The organism is Methylobacter sp., assembly GCF_023227905.1.
Taxonomy (GTDB): domain Bacteria; phylum Pseudomonadota; class Gammaproteobacteria; order Methylococcales; family Methylomonadaceae; genus Methylobacter_A.
In genome coordinates this window covers 61,538-79,284 of record NZ_JALOCF010000001.1, presented here as the reverse complement: position 1 = coordinate 79,284, position 17,747 = coordinate 61,538, and the positions used below count along the sequence as shown (strand labels likewise).

The window sequence follows — 17,747 nt, the reverse complement described above, 5'->3', positions numbered from 1 at the left end:
GCTGAAAGATATTCCTCGATTCCTGTCGTTAATAAAGCAGTGTGGGGTCATATTTTTGTAGATATTGTTTGTTGTTTTATTGGTACGGTTTTTATCGTTTCGTAGTGTATGCGGTTTTCAGGACGGTCATTTTTATGAGCGTCATTTAGTTTATTAAAGTTCTTGGAGGGTGTGCTTGTGGGAGTTCCTTTACGTCAGCAGTTGACCGTAGGTAGTTATTTGATTAAGCAGAAGTTGAAAGGGACTAAGAAATATCCTTTGGTACTCATGCTTGAGCCTTTGTTTCGTTGCAATTTGGCCTGTGCAGGCTGCGGTAAGATCGATTACTCCGATGATATTCTCGACAAGCGTCTTTCATTTGAAGAATGCATGCAGGCCGTAGACGAATGCGATGCACCGATGGTGTCCATTCCAGGAGGCGAACCGCTTATCCATAAAGAAATGCCTCAAATCGTTGAAGGTATCATTGCACGGAAGAAATTCGTTTATCTGTGCACTAACGCGCTTTTGTTGAAAAAGAGGATTGACGATTATACGCCATCGCCTTACCTGACATTTTCAATTCATTTGGATGGTATGAAGGAAAGACACGATACGTCCGTTTGCCAAGAAGGTGTTTTTGATCGAGCCGTTGAGGCCATAAAATTGGCGTTGGGAAAAGGCTTTAGGGTTACTGTAAACTGCACGCTATTTCAAGGTGAAAATGCCCAGGAAGTGGCTGATTTTCTTGATTATGCAATGGAGCTTGGCGTTGAAGGCGTAACCATTGCTCCAGGCTTTAGCTATGAGCATGCGCCTCAGCAAGACGTGTTTATCAAAGGCAGTGATGTTAAGGATTTGTTCAGAGGCATTTTTAAGATTGGCAAAAAACGCAACTGGAAATTAAATCATTCTTCGCTGTACCTTGATTTTCTGGCCGGCAACCAAAATTATAATTGCACGCCATGGGGCAATCCGACCCGCAACGTATTCGGTTGGCAAAAACCTTGTTACTTGCTGGCTGATGAAGGCTATGTTTCAACTTTTCAAGAGCTTTTGGATACTACGCCCTGGGAAAAATACGGCACTGTTAATAATCCTAAATGCGCAAGCTGCATGGCGCATTGCGGTTATGAAGCAACCGCTGTTGAAGATATGTTAAATCATCCTTTGAAAGCATTGTTGACATCAATCAGAGGCCCAAAAACCGAGGGTGCCATGGTACCTGAAGCTACGCCTGAGTATGTAAAAGAAGACGTGTCTTCAACCATTGCAGGAATTCCTGTAAGAGTGGAGATTGTCGATTAAAATGCTCGACATGCTAGAGGCCTCTTTATGCTGCTCTATTATCCACAGGGATGTGGCTATAAGCAGGGTATGTTTCCCAATAACTTGCTGATTATGCGGTTGTGGCAGCTTTGTAGCGTTTAAAGATGCTTATGAAATACGTATTGGTTTTTTCGAGGTTTTGATTATGATTTTAAAAAATATGAAGTTAGCTGTAGTTTTTATGTTCCTTTTGTTCGGGGCAGTAAGCGCTTTTGCTGCGGATGAAGGAGCGGCAACTGCAAGACAGGTTGTAGAAAAATTTCAAGCCGATCTTATTGCTGTCATGAAAGAAGGCAAGAAATTAGGCTATGCAGGAAGATATGAAAGGTTAAAAGATCCTGTTTCCAATAGCCACGAGCTGACAAAAATAGCCCGCATTGTGGTCGGTAAGGAGTGGGAGAAATTATCCGAAGAACAGCAACAAAAGCTGGTTGATGTATTCAGTCGTTTGAGCATTGCCTCTTATGCGCATAACTTTAAAGATTATTCGGGAGAATCATTTGTATTCGATTCAGAAGAGGAAACGACAAGAGGCGGCGTTGTTGTCCATTCCCACCTTGTTATTCCTGGCGATAAGCCCGTTAAATTCGATTACATGCTGAAGGAAAAAGGCAATAGCTGGCGCATTATTAATATTATTGCCAATGGCGTAAGCGACCTGGCATTGAAAAGATCGGAATACACCACCATTTTGCAACGCGAAGGCTTTGACACCTTAATTAACAAGATCAATGAGAAAATTGACAATTACTCGAAACAATAGGTTTATGCCAATGATGAACAGACCACACAACGGCAAACGCAGCGTTAAAATGCAACAAATATTTTCAGGTATGCTGATCGGAGCCGCCATCACTCTGGGCGGCTGTGCAACAACAGAAGTCGTGGAACAGCCAACTGTAGAGAACAAGATTGATCCATATGAGAACTTCAACAGGAAAATATTTATTTTTAACGATGGCGTTGATAATTATGTCGCTGAGCCTATCTCGAATGCTTATAAGTGGATAACTCCGCAGTTTATGCAAACGGGGGTCTTCAATTTCTTTAATAACCTGAAAAATGTCAATGTAGTTATCAATGATGTTTTGCAGGCCAAGTTTGCGCAAAGTGCTGAAGATACCGGACGTCTTGCTATCAATACCACTGTGGGTGTGGGCGGTCTGTTTGATGTGGCTAAGCATGTCGGGTTGGAACAAAATGAGGAAGATTTTGACCAGACCCTGGCAGTGTGGGGAGTGCCTCAAGGTTCTTATCTGGTTTTACCTTTTCTGGGACCGTCAACTGCGCGTGGTATTCCGGGAGCGGTATTTGATACGGCTGCAAACCCGATCACTTATGTGGGCATGCCCGTGCAGCTGGTCGCTATGCTGAATGCACGGGCCAGTGCAGAAGGCGCATTAAAATTTATCGATGAAGCCGCGTTAGATCCTTATGTCTTCACTCGCGAATCTTTTTTGCAGTGGCGTAATAACCTGGCTACCGACGGAAAATCCGAAGCTTCAACGGATATAGATGCTCTTGACGATGATCCGCTTGACGGCGATAAAGATACTGCCGGACAAGGCGCGTCCGCTGATGCCGACGCCAGCAATAAGCCGGGTTTTGCTCTACGCCTGGACGCAGATACAAAAAAGATCGAACAAGTTTCGTATTCGTTTAGCAGTGTCGCTCAATCATTTGATAGCACCGCCAAATCGTTTGAAGATGCCGGTGCTAAAGTGGATGAATTAACAAAATCGAAAAAATACAGAAGATAGTATTTTTTAATGTGAGCTACAAGGATGTAGCTCTAATAATGCAACAGAGAATGGATTTCGTAATCTCCCAGCTTTTCCCTTCCTTCCAGAAAATCCAGTTCCACCACAAACGCGCACGCCTCTACTTTTGCGCCCAGTTGTTCAATTAATTCGCAGCTTGCTTTTGCAGTTCCGCCGGTAGCCAACAGATCGTCAATCAATAACACACGATCGTTCGCATCAACCGCGTCGATATGCGCTTCCAGTGTGGCTGAGCCATATTCAAGGTCATACGATACGCTTTGCACGTCATACGGTAGTTTTCCCGGTTTCCTCAACGGAACAAACGGAAGCCCTAATTCCCATGCGACCAAAGAGCCGAAGATAAAGCCGCGTGCCTCCATGCCGGCAACTACGGTAATATTTCTGCCTAAAAAAGGTTGTATCAATAGATGGACGGCGAGCCTCAACGCGGCAGGGTCTTTTACCAGGGGCGTAATATCCTTGAAGATAATGCCGGGCTTTGGAAAGTCAGGTATGTCGCGGATTTTATCTTTTAATCTATTCATTATTTTGTATGAGTTTAATGTGTAGAAATTTCAGGTTAGGTAAAACGACTATATCGATTTTACTGTTTAATTTTAGCATTAAAAATATAACAGAATAATTGGGGCGCGGTTTTAGTATTAATTTATAAGGGACTCTATAGTCGATAATTATTAAATACCTTTGGCTTCTGAAATATCAGTTTGATTGATATCGACTCAGGCTGTCGGCAGGTCCCGATAGCGAATAGTAATTATCGACTGACGGGCATAGTTTATCGGGCCAATTTAATCTCAGTACTTTGATGCACAGTTGACTCCCGATTAAACCTTTGGCAGAAAGTTGCGTACAATACTTGGTACGCCTGCCAAGGCAGCTTTTTGGCTTTTGGGTTTTCATTTTGATTATTAGAATCTCCCTGTTGTTGATTTTGGCTTCATTGCCGGTGTTTTTATTGGTGGAGCTGCTGTTATGGTTAGCCGTGCCGGGCTTGCCGGACGCAGTAACCCTGATTGGCTCGGCAATGCTGATAAGCGCTTTTGCATTGCTGATAATCGCAGGGGTATGGGGCGTTTTTAAAATAATCGTCTGCGCTGCGTTGGATTATTTTTCGGCTAAACAGCGGGTGCAGCGGCGGTTGTGGTTTGCTCAGGCCAGACAGGACCAAGTTAGGCGCTTGTTTTATTTTAAAGCAATGCAAATCAAGTATTTTAGTGAACTGAACAGAAAACGCCTGCTAAAGCTGAATAACCGCAAACACATTCAGTCATTGTCCAAATCCATCGATAAAGACCTGCTGTCGATTAAGGATAAATTGCCGGAAACAACTTACCTGCAACTGCAACAGGAAAATGCCCGTTTTCGAAACCAGCAGGACATTGAGTCGCTACTGAAATTGCAGCAAAAAATCTCCACTATTGTTTAGCGTATGACCACTTTAAAAAGCTGGGTTTTTAATATTGTTAACCTGTTCCATTCGGTCAAGGATGAAAACCTGAAATGGCAGCAGGCTAATCAGGATGCTCAGGCAAAGCTCAAGCATGCCCGCGTGTTGGCCGAAAAAGCCCTGGAAATCGAATTAAAAAAGAGAAGCGTGCATCTGGAGCATGACATCAATCTGTTGAAGACTAAACACGATGCTGAATTATCGATGTTTAAAACCAAGTGCAAGCAGGATGTTAAAGACTATAAACAGTATCTGGCGTCGCTGGACCAGCTTAAAGCTTCAATCCAGTCCAGTTACACTCATCTGCCCGAGGCAGTCGCCTTTACCATTCATCATCATGCGAAATATTTGCTGAATAAAATGTGGGAAGCGGAAGACTTTGAACAGAAGATGCAGCACGAGATGCAGCTGATCCGGTTTATGACCACCGTGCATGAAGATGCGCGCTTGCATCTGGAAGGCGAGACTACGGACAAGCTGCCGGAAAGGACGCTGAATTTGATTCAGCAGCAATAAAGGTTAATAAGCCACGAAGAAGCACGACGTTTTATCTTCGTGTCCTTCGTGGTGAGTAATTAGCCGTTTTTAAGCCAACTTAGCCTTCAGAAAATCAATAACCTCCGCAAACGGGATTTCCTCGTTTGCTTCAGCCGTTCTGCCCTTGTATTCAATCGTACCGGAATCCAGTCCTCGGTCGCCGACCACGATGCAATGCGGAATGCCGATCAATTCCATATCAGAAAACATAAAACCGGCGCGAACCTTTCTGTCATCGAACAGCACATCGATTCCCGCTGCCAGCAAATCCTTGTATAGCTTCTCGGAAGCTTCTTTAAGGCGCTCGGATTTATGCATGTTCATCGGGCACAGCGCGACCTGGAACGGCGCAAGATTAGCTGGCCAGATAATGCCTTTAGCGTCATGATTCTGTTCGATCGCCGCGGCGACCACGCGGGAAACGCCGATACCGTAACAGCCCATGGTCATGATCTGGTTTTTGCCTTCTTCATTGCTGATACCGGCTTTCATGGCTTCGCTGTACTTGGTGCCGAGCTGGAAAATATGCCCGACTTCAATACCCCGAGCCAGCGTGATTTGGCCCTTGCCGTCCGGGCTGGGGTCGCCTTCAACCACCATGCGCAGGTCGGCAACGTGTTCTGGAACAGGCAAATCGCGTTCCCAGTTGACGCCTTTGTAATGCTTGCCATCCTGATTCGCGCCGCAAACAAAGTCCGACATTAAGGTCACACTGCGGTCGGCAATGATCTTGATGTTCAAGCCTATCGGGCCGATAGAGCCGGGTTTGCAGTTGCAGGCGCTGGCCACTTGCTCATCGCTGGCGAATTCAAGCGGCGAGGCAATGCCGTCAATTTTGATAGCTTTGATTTCGTTAAGGTTGTGGTCGCCTCTTAACAGCAGCGCCACCAGCGTGTCTTCTTCGCCTTTAACGATCAAGGTTTTCAGGCACTGTGTGCTGGGGATGTTTAAAAAGTTGCAGACTTCTTCAATGCTGTGCTGGTCAGGCGTATCGACCAGCGTCAAAGCTTGGCTTGCCGCACCGCGAGAACCCGCAGGCACAAGCGCTTCGGCTTTTTCAACGTTAGCGGCATATTCGCTGCCGGTTGAGAACGCTATCGCGTCTTCGCCGGAATCAGCCAATACGTGAAATTCATGCGATATCGCACCGCCTATTGAACCGGAATCGGCAACTACCGCGCGAAACTTTAGACCTAAGTGATTGAAGATGTTGGTATAGGCCTGATGCATCGCATCGTAAGTTTCTTGCAATGATTCCTGATCCAAGTGAAAAGAATAGGCGTCTTTCATGATGAATTCGCGTGAACGCATCACGCCGAAACGGGGACGGATTTCGTCGCGGAATTTGGATTGGATTTGGTAATAAGTGATCGGCAGCTGCTTGTAGCTTTTGATTTCGTTGCGCGCCAGATCGGTAATGATTTCTTCGTGAGTCGGCCCCAGGCAAAAATCGCGTTCGTGACGGTCCTTTAACCGCGCCAGTTCCGGGCCGTATTGTTCCCAGCGGCCGGTTTCCTGCCACAGTTCGGCCGGTTGCAGGCCGGGCATCAGCACTTCCAGCGCACCGGTTTTTTCCATTTCCTCGCGGGTGATTTTTTCGACCTTGCGCATGACTCGCAGTCCCAAGGGCAACCAGGTATAAAGCCCCGCGGCCAGTTTGCGGATCAGGCCTGCGCGGATCATCAGTTGATGGCTGGCGATTTCGGCATCAGCCGGCGTTTCTTTTACGGTATTGAGCGGGAATTGAGTAGTACGCATTATGTTTTAATAAGCTGGTCAATAAAAAACCGCTATTTTACCGATTTAATGCCGGGTTAGTCATCCCGTTATCATAATCAATACAGATTGTTGAGGTTTATCCAGCCATATCTATCGTTTCCACGCTCCAGAGACTATCAGGGTATTTTCAAAATCAGGTTGAAAGGATTTTTCACCATAGAGAACACGAAGGACACGGAGAAAATCAATATTAAAACTCTGTGTTCTCGGCAATTGCTCCTGCGTTGCTCTACCTCCTGCATCCGTGCAGTCGTCGGCAATTGCTCCTGCATCGCCTAAAGCGCCTACTGTTGGTGCTAAACCACAGGGATGTGGCGGCCGCGATTGCTCCAGGCAATCTTGCGGCATTTCCTCCCTCCTTGGAGGTCAATGCAGCTTACGCAGGAGCGGTTTTCTGCCTACCTCCTGCATAACCCACAGAGATGAGGGGAATGCAGAGAAATGACTGGATCATTTCCTGCCCGTGCAGTCGTCCGTGACCTCTGTGGTTAGTCTTTTAACCAGTATACTTTCACAGACTCACCTATATTAAAAATACCGAGGTAGACGCTCCAGCGTCCCGCAATGCTGGAGCCAGGGAACTGTAAATAGTCGTCTCCATATGCTTGGCGACTATCAACTTTTAATAGAACTTACACATAGCCGTTGGACAATAAAAAACCTTAGACGCAGGACTAAATAAAAACTAAAATCAGTCCTATCGATTGCAGCAAAAACTATGGCCATACCATGAAATTTTCATCCCAAATCAAACCGATCAGCTACCTCAAGAGCCACACGGCCGAGATTGTCAAAAACCTTTCGGAAAGCCGTGAGCCCTTGCTGATCACTCAAAACGGCGAAGCGAAACTGGTTGTCATGGATGTGAAAAGCTACGAAGAACAGGAAGAAACGCTGGCTCTGTTGAAAATCCTGGCGCTCGGGAATCGAGAAATTGAGCAAGGCAAATTTCTCGATGCAGAGACAGTGTTTGCCGAACTGGATGAACTCGATCATCCATGAGTTTTAAAATTATCATCCTGGAATCGGCCGAGCATGACCTGAAAGAGCTTAGAGGCTACATCGTCAAGAATTTCTCCCAGGAAATCTGGCAAACAACCTTCGACCGGATAAAAGATACAATCCGTAACTTGAAGGATTTTCCTTATGCCGGTTCTATTCCTGAAGAGTTCGAGAAAATAAATCTCAGCCAATATAGGCAGGTTATACCGGGAATGAACCGCATCATCTATGAAGTGCGCCAAGACAGCGTCTACATTCATCTGATTGCACACACGCGGCGGGACTTGACGGCGTTGCTGACAAGGCGACTTTTACGAACCGTTTAATGATAAAAGGTCTCTACTCACCTTATTTGAAAATAATGAGAACTGCTTGGGTAAGTGCCGTACCAAAGACCTTCCAGGTTTTTAAAACCTGGAAGGTCTTAATCGAGCTCCGTAGCCCGGAATACCCATAGGGCACAAGTAAGATGATCTTATTTCCGGCCTTGCTTGGTAAACTCTAAGATGCATACCGTTCGAGCCTGTCAGGCACAACAAGTCTTATCTTTTAACTCAATATGAAAACAAACCCATTAATTCAAAACCTGTCCGCCGAGCATTTATTGCAGAACATGCCGGTGTCGGCGTTCGTGTTGAACGCCAAACATCAGGTGGTGATCTGGAACAAAGCCTGCGAGCAATTGACCGGCCTGAAAGCCGAGGAGATGATCGGTACCGATCAGCATTGGCGCGGCTTTTACACCCAAAAACGCCCGTGTCTGGCCGACTTGCTGCTCGACAGTACCTTGGGCGAAGTGTCCAGCCTTTATGAGCATGCCAGCGATTTCACGTCTTACAGCGATATATACCATACCGAAAACTGGTGCCCGATGCCGGACGGCCGCAGGCTTTATCTGGTCATCGATGCGGGTGCCATCACTGATGAGCACGGCGAAGTGGTGGCAATCGTCGAAACCCAGCGCGACCGTACCGAGCAACGGCTGATGATGCAGGCGCTGACCGAAAGCGAACAGCGCATTTCCTCGATCTTAGGTTCGGCGATGGACGCCATTGTTACCGTCGACCAGCAACACCAGATCACATTGTTCAATGCGGCGGCGGCCAGAATCTTCCGTTGCGCCGCCGACTTTGCTATCGGCCAGTCGATCGAACGCTTTATTGCGCCGCATTGCAGCAAACTGTTCGAGCAATTCATCGATTTCGACAGCTCCGCAGCCAAAGCTCAGGCTTGGGCGCCGGAAGGCCTCAGTGCGCGCCGCGCCGATGGCGAAGAGTTCCCGATCGAAGCCACTTTTTCGCTACTGGAGGCGCACGGCCAAAAACTCTTCACCATCATCCTCAGGGATGTGAACGACCGATGCCTCGCCGAACAGAAGCTGGATCGGTTGCAACAGGAAAAAGGCTACCTGCAGGAAGTGCTGAACGACGACCACAATCCGGACGATTTCGTTAGCGGCTCCAAGCTGATGCGAACAGTCATGGAGCAAGTGCGAATGGTCGCGCGCACCGATACGCCGGTGCTGCTGCTCGGCGAAACCGGCACCGGCAAGGAATTGCTGGCGCGAGCGATCCATGAATTCAGCGACCGCAGCGCAGCCATCATGGTCAAAGTCAATTGCGCGGCGCTGCCCGCCGAGCTGATCGAGAGCGAATTGTTCGGTCATGAAAAAGGCGCGTTCACCGGCGCAACCCAGCAACGCAAAGGCCGTTTCGAGCTGGCCGACAGTGGCAGCCTGTTCCTGGACGAACTCGGCGAACTATCCCTGTCGGCGCAGGCCAAGCTGTTGCGGGTGTTGCAGGAGCAGGAATTCGAGCGGGTCGGCGGCAGCGAAACCGTCCGGGCCGACGTGCGCGTCATCGCCGCCACCAACCGCAATCTGGCCGATGAGGTCAGGGCAGGGCGGTTTCGATCCGACCTGTATTACCGCCTGAACGTGTTTCCTGTCGAGATACCGGCATTGCGGCAGCGGACGACCGATATTCCGCTGCTGGCGCGGTTTTTTCTGACCAAATACTCCAAAAAATTCGGCAAGCGCTTCGATGATATCGATCCCACTGGATTGGAGTATTTACGCCAATACGTCTGGCCCGGCAACGTCCGCGAATTGCAGAACGTCATCGAGCGGGCGGTGATTCTGTCTCAAGGCTCACTGCTGGAAATAGCGCCGTTGCAGCCCGCCCGCGCCCAGTCCGAAGCCGCTACCAGCAAATTGCCGACCTTGGAAGCCGTCGAGCGCGAACACATAACGCGCACCCTCGAAGCCACCGGCTGGCAGGTTTCCGGCGCCAAAGGGGCGGCTGCGATATTGGGTATGAATCCGAATACGTTGCGGTCGAGGATGTTGAAGTTGGGGATTTCCAAGGCAGAGTGAGCGCGTATTGAATGGCACTGATAATCCTGAAAAACACATAACACGTAAATGTGGGGTTACGCTATCGCCAACCCGATCTCAGCTGATCTAAATTATTCCAATTAAGACAGTTCAGCCAACTCTAATTCAAGTTCCTGTCTGTATTTATCATTTTTTGGCAATGCGTCGATTGCAGCTTTCAAATCCTCTATTGCTTCAGTTTCTTGCAGCGATTTCCTTATCAGGTAGCGATCATGAAGAAATGCCGGCTTGTATTTTTTGTCTCTCAATTTTTGAAGGCCATGATTGATTGCCTCCAGTGCAGCATCAATACTATTCAAGCCCAGTAAAGCCTGCGCCTTTCTCTGCCACCAGAATTCGTTATGTTCGCTTTCAGTGATTAGATCAAGAAGATCATTCGCTTCTACGAATTTCTTAAGCAGGACGAGAGCCTCGGTATGTTGCATCATATAGTAACTATTTGGGTTTACTATGCTCCTATACGCTTCGTCTGCGGCTACTAGAAAGTCATGTCGCTGCGGGTCACTAACATCAGTCACCTTGGCTGCCGCTTTATGCGCCTGCGCCCAGTCAAAACGTTCTGAGTCTGAGGAGGGAGCTGCATCTCTCCATTCGATCGCTTTGAACATGCGAGATACGATCTGCGGCATCGTGTACCACGTCTTTTGGGCTACAGAGGCAACGAGACGCAGAGCTAAAGCAGTGTCGTATTCGCGTGCCTCTGCGAGGCTGGACATGATCAGGGCTTGGTATGGTGCCAGATCGTCTGAGGTTCCTAGCGAGGCCAGTAACCGTAGGGCTTCGAGCAGAACCGGATCAACTCGTGCCTGAGTATCTTTATACTGAGCGATGATTTTCTTGCACTCGTCGAGAGCATCTTGTTTTCGCCTCGTCCTGTCTAATATTCTACCTAGCTGAAGCCGTCCAGCAGCGAAGTTTGGATGATCTATTAGAATGGATTGAAATTCAATCTCCGCATCCTGAACCCTTTCGAGACGAACAAGCATTTTGGCGAAATGATGTTTAATATCTCTCAGAATTTCACCTTTCGCTGCTGGGCTATCACGAAGAAGTTCCAGAGTGACGATGTTATTCTGCAAGTCTATTTTGGCGGCGTCCGCTCCTTGAGCAGCCGATGTGAGCGTATAGAGAGCCTCCACGGATTCAATGACTGCTCGGATTTCAATTTCCAGTCCACTCCAATTAACGTAGGAAGCAATCTTTTTAGCTGTAGCAACCGGGTCCCCGAGTAAGTCAAGCGGTGTTCCGCCAGTTCTGGCAAGAGCAACAGCATAAACGAATGATGGGCAAGGCTTCGAACTCAGTAGTCGTTTTAGCAGTGGTGCGTGAAACCTTACAATTCGTCGGAATGCAGGTTTCTCTTCTTCACATTTCTCACCAATATAATTTTCTAGTTTTCTACTGAACTCGGTGTCATTTTGTGCAGATGTATTAATTACACCGCAGATGGACTGGTAGACCACATCATGAACTCGAATGTTACCGGAAATAGTCGCGGCAAGGAATGCTCGCTTTTGGAGATTTTTTACGGCTCTGGATGAGACACAAACTTCAGCTAGATCGGAGACAAAGCGAGACCCACCAGACCATTTGACGAACTCCAATTCTCCAGTCAAAGCAGCCTGATGACGAATAAGAATCCGCTGGCAGACTTTTTTGTGGCGCTCATCTTCAACAGAAATTATCGCATCCTCACAGCAGTCATTAACAGCTTCCCACCCTTCTTCTTGAGCCAATCTGTTCAGCGCTCCCAGAAGAAGTGGATAGCCTCCGATGTTAGAGAACACGCGTTGGAAAACTTGATCCGAGCACGGATTAGACACGCCTTCTTCTAATAGAGTACGAGCCGAGTCAAAATCTAAATCTTCTAATATGATAGATTGGGGATCAGAGCGAATCTGAGAGGTTAGAATTACCTTGGATTCTCCTAAATCCAATTCAGCAACTTGTCTCAAAGAAAGTTCTGTATCATCGAGAATAAGGAGGCACTTTTGACGACGAAGTAGACTGGTAATATTATGCCGTGCACCACTTCGACGGACGTCAACATCGGAGAGTTCTGTTACGTTTTTTAATTCACAAGCGTCGTACCAAATAATAACATCGAAATCTTGACGAAGTCTTTCTGCAACTTGCGCAACAAGAGCGCTTTTGCCTATTCCGCTAATTCCATTAATGACAATGCATGAGGTATTGTCGAGTCGATTAATTACAGTGTCTTCTATACTCGGACGTGACAAGTAACCCGAATACTTCGGTACTCGGTGACTGAACGCATTTTCGTCTGCCAACCGGCCAATACTTGGTAGGTAATCTGCTATGATGCTGATAAAGTGCTCACTTTCTAAGTTATCAAAGATATGCTCAGCAATTTTTCTGGCATCTAAAATATTGACATCTTCTAGTGGCTTGCGCCCTTTTTTGAATTGAGTCTCCAAATTAGCACGCTTTGTCGTTTCGCCTGCGGCTGCTTCTTGCGACGCCAACAACCAAATACGTTTCACATCGGGGTGTAAGCTAACCGCGTGCTGCAAATCACGTTGCGGCTTTGTCATTTTGCCATGGAAATAGTCGCTTTCAGAACTCATTTCTGCGACTAGAGAAGAACCATCCGCCGAGGTGTCAACCGTGTAGCCCCGCGGAGCGCCTTCGATCGTCGTACCACGCTCAACCCACTGCGCAGGGTAAATGACCCCCATCATTTTGTAGCCAAATTGCTCGAACCTTCCGCCAGTGAGGAGGGCGATTTCATCGACGAGTGTACTGATTACCTTCTTTCGAAAAGCTTCGGACATTAGAATCACCTTAATTTTACAGTACTGCTATTAATCAAAATTTGTGAATTTATTACAACTATGGGCCATAGGCTGGGTTGAGCATTGCGAAACCCAGCAGAAGCAAGCCCGGTAGGGTACGTAGCGCGTACCTTAATGTCTAACGTATCATATCATGTTCTCAACTATCTGAGGTGCCGTGCTAGAATCACTCCTGTCTATTCTGTGGTACGCGGTGCGTACCCTACATTTTTTGATTTACATTTTGGCGCTGCGTTTATGTCCCACTTTAGGCGGGCTTATGTTCCCGTCGGCTCCTTCTTCTTTATCGTATTAACTGAACGACGCGCGCCGATTTTTTGTACGGATACGTCCCGCGCTCTCCTAAGTGTTGCCGTTCGTGAATGCTGCCAACGCTAACCGTTTCGGGCTAATGCCATGGTTTTGCTAGAAAATCAGCTTCAAGTTTTAACTTGCCAAAAAGGTTGCTATTGATTTTTAGATGCCATAGCATCGGGTTTTACGGACTTCCGAGGCCGCGTTATGCTTCGGTTCGAGATTTAATATCCATTCCAATGATGCCTGCTTTACGTCAGGCGGGTCTTTTTCCTTTGTCTTAAGCAATTTATTTCGGAGGACCCCATGAAAAAATCAGATTATTCTTTTGTATTGTTATCGGCGCTACTCATAACCACGTCCGCCTTTGCGGAAGACCCTATGTTTGCGGCACCTTCCACTACGACAGCTCCCGTGGCTACAACAAACCCTGCGATTACGACAACATCCGGGACTACACCAAACCCGACGAGCAATTTGTTTTCGGCAAGTCCGGCTGCAACCATAAGCCCGGTGACTACGGCAACGCCATTTGCTTCGACAACTCCAGTGACTACAACCGGTTCTACCACTACTACGACAGGTTCTACGTTTATGGAGACTTCTACAACTCCGACAAATCCCACGGTTACGGCAGGCCCTGCGTTTGAGGTCAGCATTTCTGGCATAGGCCCGGCGGTGGATATTGCTGCTTTCGATACAGTGCGGCAGGTTATTGGTCATGCGGTCGCCAGTGGTGTGATAGAGAAATTCATAGTATTGGGCCGCGGGGTTGAAGGAGGGTTCTCAGCCTGTGCGGAAGCAGCTCCCGCTGGGCAGGTGGAAAACCTTAACGCTGTTATTAACCAACTGAATGCTATTCGTCCCAATCCGCAGACCACGGCCTATTCGGTGACTCCAGTCGAAGGGTGCAATAACGAAACGGTCTTTTGTACTCAAGATGCATTTCAGTGTCCGAACGGTTCGTTCGTAGGCCGTGTACCGCCTTCGTGCGAGTTTGCTCCTTGTCCATGAACACAGCAATAAATAGAGGGGCCGCTGTTGAGCTTCTCTGCATTCTCCACAGGGATGTGGGGGCTGCGATTACACCATGAAATCTTGCGGCGTTTCCTCTCCGCCGGTCAGTTCGTAAGGCTCAATAGCGATAGCGTATTGCTTCATTTTCGAAGTCAAACATGCGGTGCAATACGGCTAATGCCGATTACACCTTGCAGAACAGCTTAGGAGTTGATCTTCGCTGTCATCACTAAAAATCTATGTTAGATCCGTATTTAAGTCGATGATCAATTTTTCGTGCATTTGCCAAATGTAGTATTCCCTGCTTTTGCTGTTCTGTTGCCTCACTCCACTGAATAATTTCATCAATGCTGCGAAAACAACCAAGGCAGACATTTTCCTCATTTAGGCAGCAGTTCCTTACACAGGGCGAGATAATATTTATCAATGAAGAAAGTCTCTTTGTAGTTAACGCAAAGCCTGATAGAGAAGGATTGCGCCTTACGTGTTGTTATTAACTGATGTTACGAATTCAGTCGAATTTAAATTTAAGGCGTCGCTAACGCGATATTTTATTTGAATCGGGTTCTCGCACCCGAGGGCGAGATACTTTTCTTTGCTCCGCCAAAGAAAAGTATCCAAAAGAAAGGCGGCCCGGTTGCCGCTTGCTTCCTGCGCTCCTCGCTTTTTCCGAGGGTCGGCAGAAAGGGGCTCCTGCCCCTCTGCCAACGTGCGGCCTCCCTGCCGCACCCCTTACGGGCCATTCTCGGCAAAAGCTCCGGTGCTCGGCGCGGCAAACGGGAGAAGTACATCCTGTGCGTAACATCAGTTATTAAGTATCTGTTTCACAAGAACCGCTCTAATGCTGATAGGTCCGTAATTTGGGCTGACCTTATCGATGTGGTTAATGTTTGTTATTTCCCATAATTCTGCGCCAGATAATCAATGATGATCTGTTTGTCGGCACCATTGATCGGCGCGCCCATACTATTGATCATCTTGCCGACGGTTTTTTCCCAGCCGACCCGGTCCAGGATCGCGGCGTGTTGGGTGATATAGTCCAGGCTGTGGCAGATTGAACATTGCGTTGCGACTTGGGTTTTGCCCGGCCTGTCTTTCAGGAATATCTGGTTTTCCCCGGCTGTAGCCGTGGCGGCGAAAAACGATAACAACAAAATTAATATCCGCATCCTGTTCTCCTTAAGCCACGTTAACGGTAATTTTCTGCACGGCGTTGTGCTGGTAGCCGGAAGGATTCGGGATCGGCTCCAGCGGTTGGGTCGCGCCGGAATGGCTGGTGGCTCGCGCCATGATTCGGTATTGTCCGGGATGTTGAGGCATAAAGACAAATTGCCATTGGCGCCAGGAAAAGCGTCCGTAATCTTGCTTCAATTTGGCCTGTTGCCAATTGTTGCCGCCATCGGTGGACACTTCGACCCGTGCGATGCCATCGCCGCCGTCCCAGGCTACGCCTTTGATTTCGATCGACTGGGTGTGTGGCAAGGTCTGCCCGTCTGCCAAGTTAGTGATCAATGAATTGACGATTATTTCAGTGATCGGCATATGGGTTTCGGTTTCCTGGGAGCCAAATTGCCCGCTGGGAAAGCGATCCTTGGGAATGCGGTAAGCGGTCTTCATCCAGAAGCCGTCAAAGGGCTTGGATATGACGTTGATCGCGGTCAGGTGTTTAAGCCAATAGGTGGCTGTCCAGCCGGGAACGATCAGCCGGGCAGGGTAGCCGTTCCAGTGCGGCAGCGGTTCGCCGTTCATCTCAAAGGCGATCAGGGTGTTTTCATCCAGCGCTTTGGTTAGCGGCAGGCTTTTAACAAAGTTCGGCGTGGTTGGCAGTACCCCGGAATCGGCCCCGGCCAGGCTCACTTCCAGCGCGGACGGGTCGATTTCGGCTTTCGCAAGTACGTCTTTCAGGCGGACGCCACGCCAGAGCGCATTGCCCATTGCGCCGGACCCCCACTGTAATCCGGGCGCAGGCGGTTCAAACAAGCCTCGGCGGTTGCCGGAGCACAGGCACAGGGCGGCGATTTCGATTTGTTCAAAATCCTTGCGCAATTGTTCAAGCGTGAGTTCGAATGGTGTATGAACGGCATCGCCGCCTATGCTCAACCGCCATTCGCTGATCTTTGCCTCGGGAATGACGGCGTTATGGTAACGCACAAAGAACAGCTTGTTGGGCGTAAAAGGCGCTTCGAAAACACTGACCGGCGTTTCGTAATTGGGAGGGCGGAAGGTTTTTTTGATCAGCGCCTCTTTGCCGGGCAGGGTATCCATGACCAATGATTCCCCCGTGCCTGTTGCTGCCGCCAAATCCGATCGTTGCAATAGCGATAGTCCGCCGAGAGCCGCCAAGCCGCCTGCGATGTTCTTGATAAAGTGCCTTCTGTCGACCATAAGATATCTCCCCGGTTGGGTTCACTGTCGCTAACCCAATACTATTGCTAATCGATTAATTAAAAACCGCAACGGTGACCGCGTTCAGCCTATGCAGGCTGAATTATAAACTCATACGCATCAGCGGCTTTTAAAGCTGAACGCTGTTAAGCAGCAGATGAGCCATGTGCAAACTGTACTGACAATCAAATCTATCACGAAGCATGCAGGAAAACACGGAGATTTCTGTGCTTTGTGTCAAGAGTGAAATATATTTCCAGGAATCGATGGGCCTGCGCCATTCTTGGTGTATAAAACTTTCTGTATGGAAGCCGATGTTCTGGCTGCCGTATAATCCAAATAACTTTTTCCCGAACTGGCTTAAATTCCCGGAGGTTTCGATGGCAACAACTAAAGTTTTATTGAAAAATTTAGCTGAATTGGTGGGGCTTCTAAGCCTGTTGCTCTTGCTCAGCGGCTGCCAGACCGTATCAACCCCCGAACAGGTTGCCGAGGTATTTTGGGAAGAGATGGCCGATGGCGATATTGACTCTGCCAGAAAATACGCTACCCGGGAGACCCAATATCTTGTTAATTCACAGCCGGTCCTGGGAGATGCGACGGTAAAAACCGGGACGGCTTTAATCAACGGCTTTAATGCAACGGTAGCGACGCGCATGAGGCTAAAAGACTCGGAAAGCAATGATGATTTGTCTTTTGATACGGTGTTATTGAAAGAAAACGATCAATGGAAAGTCGATTACCAGCAAACGCTCAATAATCTTTCAATCCTGCCGTTAGGAGACATTTTTAGAAGCTTGCGAGCGTTGGGTGAAACCTTCAACAAGGAATTGAAGCAGCAAATTCCGTTGTTTGAGAAACAAATCAGGTCCTTCAGCCAGGAGTTAATACGGCAACTGGATGAATTTCGCCGTGAGATGGAAAAAGCCGCTCCGCCTGAAAAACAGAAACCTTATTCCAATAGCATATAAACGTTTCAAGCA

General features: G+C 48.1%; 17 protein-coding genes. 9 read left to right on the top strand and 8 right to left on the bottom strand.

All coding sequences use genetic code 11. From position 1 onward, the window contains the following. Positions 1-177: 177 nt before the first annotated feature. From hpnH to M0R47_RS00395, 3 genes are all read left to right on the top strand, one after another. Complete coding sequence (gene hpnH, locus M0R47_RS00405; protein WP_292549021.1) at positions 178-1,287, top strand: adenosyl-hopene transferase HpnH; 1,110 nt, start codon at positions 178-180, stop codon at positions 1,285-1,287. A 166-nt stretch (positions 1,288-1,453) separates the two neighbouring features. Beyond that, positions 1,454-2,071 (top strand): ABC transporter substrate-binding protein, encoded by a 618-nt coding sequence (locus tag M0R47_RS00400; protein WP_292548854.1) that lies wholly within the window; start codon positions 1,454-1,456, stop codon positions 2,069-2,071. 13 nt (positions 2,072-2,084) lie between these two features. Next, positions 2,085-3,068 (top strand): VacJ family lipoprotein, encoded by a 984-nt coding sequence (locus tag M0R47_RS00395; protein ID WP_292549019.1) that lies wholly within the window; start codon positions 2,085-2,087, stop codon positions 3,066-3,068. A gap of 32 nt (positions 3,069-3,100) precedes the next feature. On the opposite strand, the gene M0R47_RS00390 is transcribed toward M0R47_RS00395, so the two are convergent. Continuing rightward, on the bottom strand, positions 3,101-3,616 hold the full coding sequence (locus M0R47_RS00390) for an adenine phosphoribosyltransferase (protein ID WP_292548852.1): 516 nt from the start codon (positions 3,614-3,616) through the stop codon (positions 3,101-3,103). A 377-nt stretch (positions 3,617-3,993) separates the two neighbouring features. On the opposite strand from M0R47_RS00390, the gene M0R47_RS00385 reads away from it, so the two are divergent. Beyond that, a complete protein-coding gene (locus tag M0R47_RS00385; RefSeq protein WP_292548850.1) occupies positions 3,994-4,518 on the top strand; it encodes a hypothetical protein in 525 nt (174 codons plus the stop codon). A 3-nt stretch (positions 4,519-4,521) separates the two neighbouring features. Continuing rightward, entirely contained in the window at positions 4,522-5,055 is a 534-nt protein-coding gene (locus M0R47_RS00380) for a hypothetical protein (RefSeq protein WP_292548847.1), read from the top strand. A gap of 69 nt (positions 5,056-5,124) precedes the next feature. Here M0R47_RS00380 and M0R47_RS00375 read toward each other — a convergent pair whose 3' ends face one another. Both M0R47_RS00375 and M0R47_RS00370 read right to left on the bottom strand, forming a co-directional pair. After that, on the bottom strand, positions 5,125-6,834 hold the full coding sequence (locus tag M0R47_RS00375) for a proline--tRNA ligase (protein WP_292548845.1): 1,710 nt from the start codon (positions 6,832-6,834) through the stop codon (positions 5,125-5,127). 111 nt (positions 6,835-6,945) lie between these two features. After that, entirely contained in the window at positions 6,946-7,203 is a 258-nt protein-coding gene (locus tag M0R47_RS00370) for a hypothetical protein (protein ID WP_292548843.1), read from the bottom strand. Between the two features lie 381 nt (positions 7,204-7,584). Between M0R47_RS00370 and M0R47_RS00365 the strand changes: the two genes are divergently transcribed. The 3 genes from M0R47_RS00365 to M0R47_RS00355 all read left to right on the top strand — a co-directional run bounded on the left by M0R47_RS00365 (position 7,585) and on the right by M0R47_RS00355 (position 10,231). Further along, positions 7,585-7,857, top strand: a complete 273-nt coding sequence (locus M0R47_RS00365) for a type II toxin-antitoxin system Phd/YefM family antitoxin (RefSeq protein WP_292548841.1) — start codon at positions 7,585-7,587, stop codon at positions 7,855-7,857. After that, positions 7,854-8,183 (top strand): type II toxin-antitoxin system RelE/ParE family toxin, encoded by a 330-nt coding sequence (locus M0R47_RS00360; RefSeq protein ID WP_292548839.1) that lies wholly within the window; start codon positions 7,854-7,856, stop codon positions 8,181-8,183. The genes M0R47_RS00365 and M0R47_RS00360 overlap by 4 nt, the downstream gene beginning before the upstream one ends. Positions 8,184-8,416: 233 nt before the next feature. Next, positions 8,417-10,231, top strand: a complete 1,815-nt coding sequence (locus M0R47_RS00355) for a sigma 54-interacting transcriptional regulator (RefSeq protein WP_292548838.1) — start codon at positions 8,417-8,419, stop codon at positions 10,229-10,231. Positions 10,232-10,332: 101 nt separating this feature from the next. On the opposite strand, the gene M0R47_RS00350 is transcribed toward M0R47_RS00355, so the two are convergent. The 5 genes from M0R47_RS00350 to M0R47_RS00330 all read right to left on the bottom strand — a co-directional run bounded on the left by M0R47_RS00350 (position 10,333) and on the right by M0R47_RS00330 (position 16,764). Continuing rightward, entirely contained in the window at positions 10,333-13,047 is a 2,715-nt protein-coding gene (locus M0R47_RS00350; RefSeq protein WP_292548835.1) for an NB-ARC domain-containing protein, read from the bottom strand. A 635-nt stretch (positions 13,048-13,682) separates the two neighbouring features. Continuing rightward, positions 13,683-14,030 (bottom strand): hypothetical protein, encoded by a 348-nt coding sequence (locus tag M0R47_RS00345; protein ID WP_292548833.1) that lies wholly within the window; start codon positions 14,028-14,030, stop codon positions 13,683-13,685. Between the two features lie 578 nt (positions 14,031-14,608). Further along, positions 14,609-14,806 (bottom strand): DUF1289 domain-containing protein, encoded by a 198-nt coding sequence (locus tag M0R47_RS00340; RefSeq protein ID WP_292548831.1) that lies wholly within the window; start codon positions 14,804-14,806, stop codon positions 14,609-14,611. Positions 14,807-15,272: 466 nt separating this feature from the next. Beyond that, on the bottom strand, positions 15,273-15,548 hold the full coding sequence (locus M0R47_RS00335) for a cytochrome c (RefSeq protein ID WP_292548829.1): 276 nt from the start codon (positions 15,546-15,548) through the stop codon (positions 15,273-15,275). A gap of 10 nt (positions 15,549-15,558) precedes the next feature. After that, positions 15,559-16,764 carry a molybdopterin-dependent oxidoreductase gene (locus M0R47_RS00330; RefSeq protein WP_292548827.1) on the bottom strand — a complete coding sequence of 402 codons (1,206 nt, stop codon included), beginning with the start codon at positions 16,762-16,764 and terminating at the stop codon, positions 15,559-15,561. A 380-nt stretch (positions 16,765-17,144) separates the two neighbouring features. On the opposite strand from M0R47_RS00330, the gene M0R47_RS00325 reads away from it, so the two are divergent. Next, the gene (locus M0R47_RS00325) at positions 17,145-17,735 is read left to right on the top strand and encodes a hypothetical protein (RefSeq protein WP_292548825.1); all 591 of its coding nucleotides are present in this window, start codon (positions 17,145-17,147) and stop codon (positions 17,733-17,735) included. Positions 17,736-17,747: the final 12 nt, after the last annotated feature.

Coding starts and splice junctions, on each gene's coding strand:
- M0R47_RS00330 (WP_292548827.1), bottom strand. CDS start 16,764: ATGGTCGACAGAAGGCACTTTATCAAGAACATCGCAGGCGGCTTGGCG.
- M0R47_RS00345 (WP_292548833.1), bottom strand. CDS start 14,030: ATGCCAGAAATGCTGACCTCAAACGCAGGGCCTGCCGTAACCGTGGGA.
- M0R47_RS00390 (WP_292548852.1), bottom strand. CDS start 3,616: ATGAATAGATTAAAAGATAAAATCCGCGACATACCTGACTTTCCAAAG.
- M0R47_RS00375 (WP_292548845.1), bottom strand. CDS start 6,834: ATGCGTACTACTCAATTCCCGCTCAATACCGTAAAAGAAACGCCGGCT.
- M0R47_RS00355 (WP_292548838.1), top strand. CDS start 8,417: ATGAAAACAAACCCATTAATTCAAAACCTGTCCGCCGAGCATTTATTG.
- M0R47_RS00380 (WP_292548847.1), top strand. CDS start 4,522: ATGACCACTTTAAAAAGCTGGGTTTTTAATATTGTTAACCTGTTCCAT.
- M0R47_RS00350 (WP_292548835.1), bottom strand. CDS start 13,047: ATGTCCGAAGCTTTTCGAAAGAAGGTAATCAGTACACTCGTCGATGAA.
- M0R47_RS00395 (WP_292549019.1), top strand. CDS start 2,085: ATGAACAGACCACACAACGGCAAACGCAGCGTTAAAATGCAACAAATA.
- M0R47_RS00360 (WP_292548839.1), top strand. CDS start 7,854: ATGAGTTTTAAAATTATCATCCTGGAATCGGCCGAGCATGACCTGAAA.
- M0R47_RS00400 (WP_292548854.1), top strand. CDS start 1,454: ATGATTTTAAAAAATATGAAGTTAGCTGTAGTTTTTATGTTCCTTTTG.
- M0R47_RS00325 (WP_292548825.1), top strand. CDS start 17,145: ATGGCAACAACTAAAGTTTTATTGAAAAATTTAGCTGAATTGGTGGGG.
- M0R47_RS00335 (WP_292548829.1), bottom strand. CDS start 15,548: ATGCGGATATTAATTTTGTTGTTATCGTTTTTCGCCGCCACGGCTACA.
- M0R47_RS00370 (WP_292548843.1), bottom strand. CDS start 7,203: ATGCCGCAAGATTGCCTGGAGCAATCGCGGCCGCCACATCCCTGTGGT.
- M0R47_RS00365 (WP_292548841.1), top strand. CDS start 7,585: ATGAAATTTTCATCCCAAATCAAACCGATCAGCTACCTCAAGAGCCAC.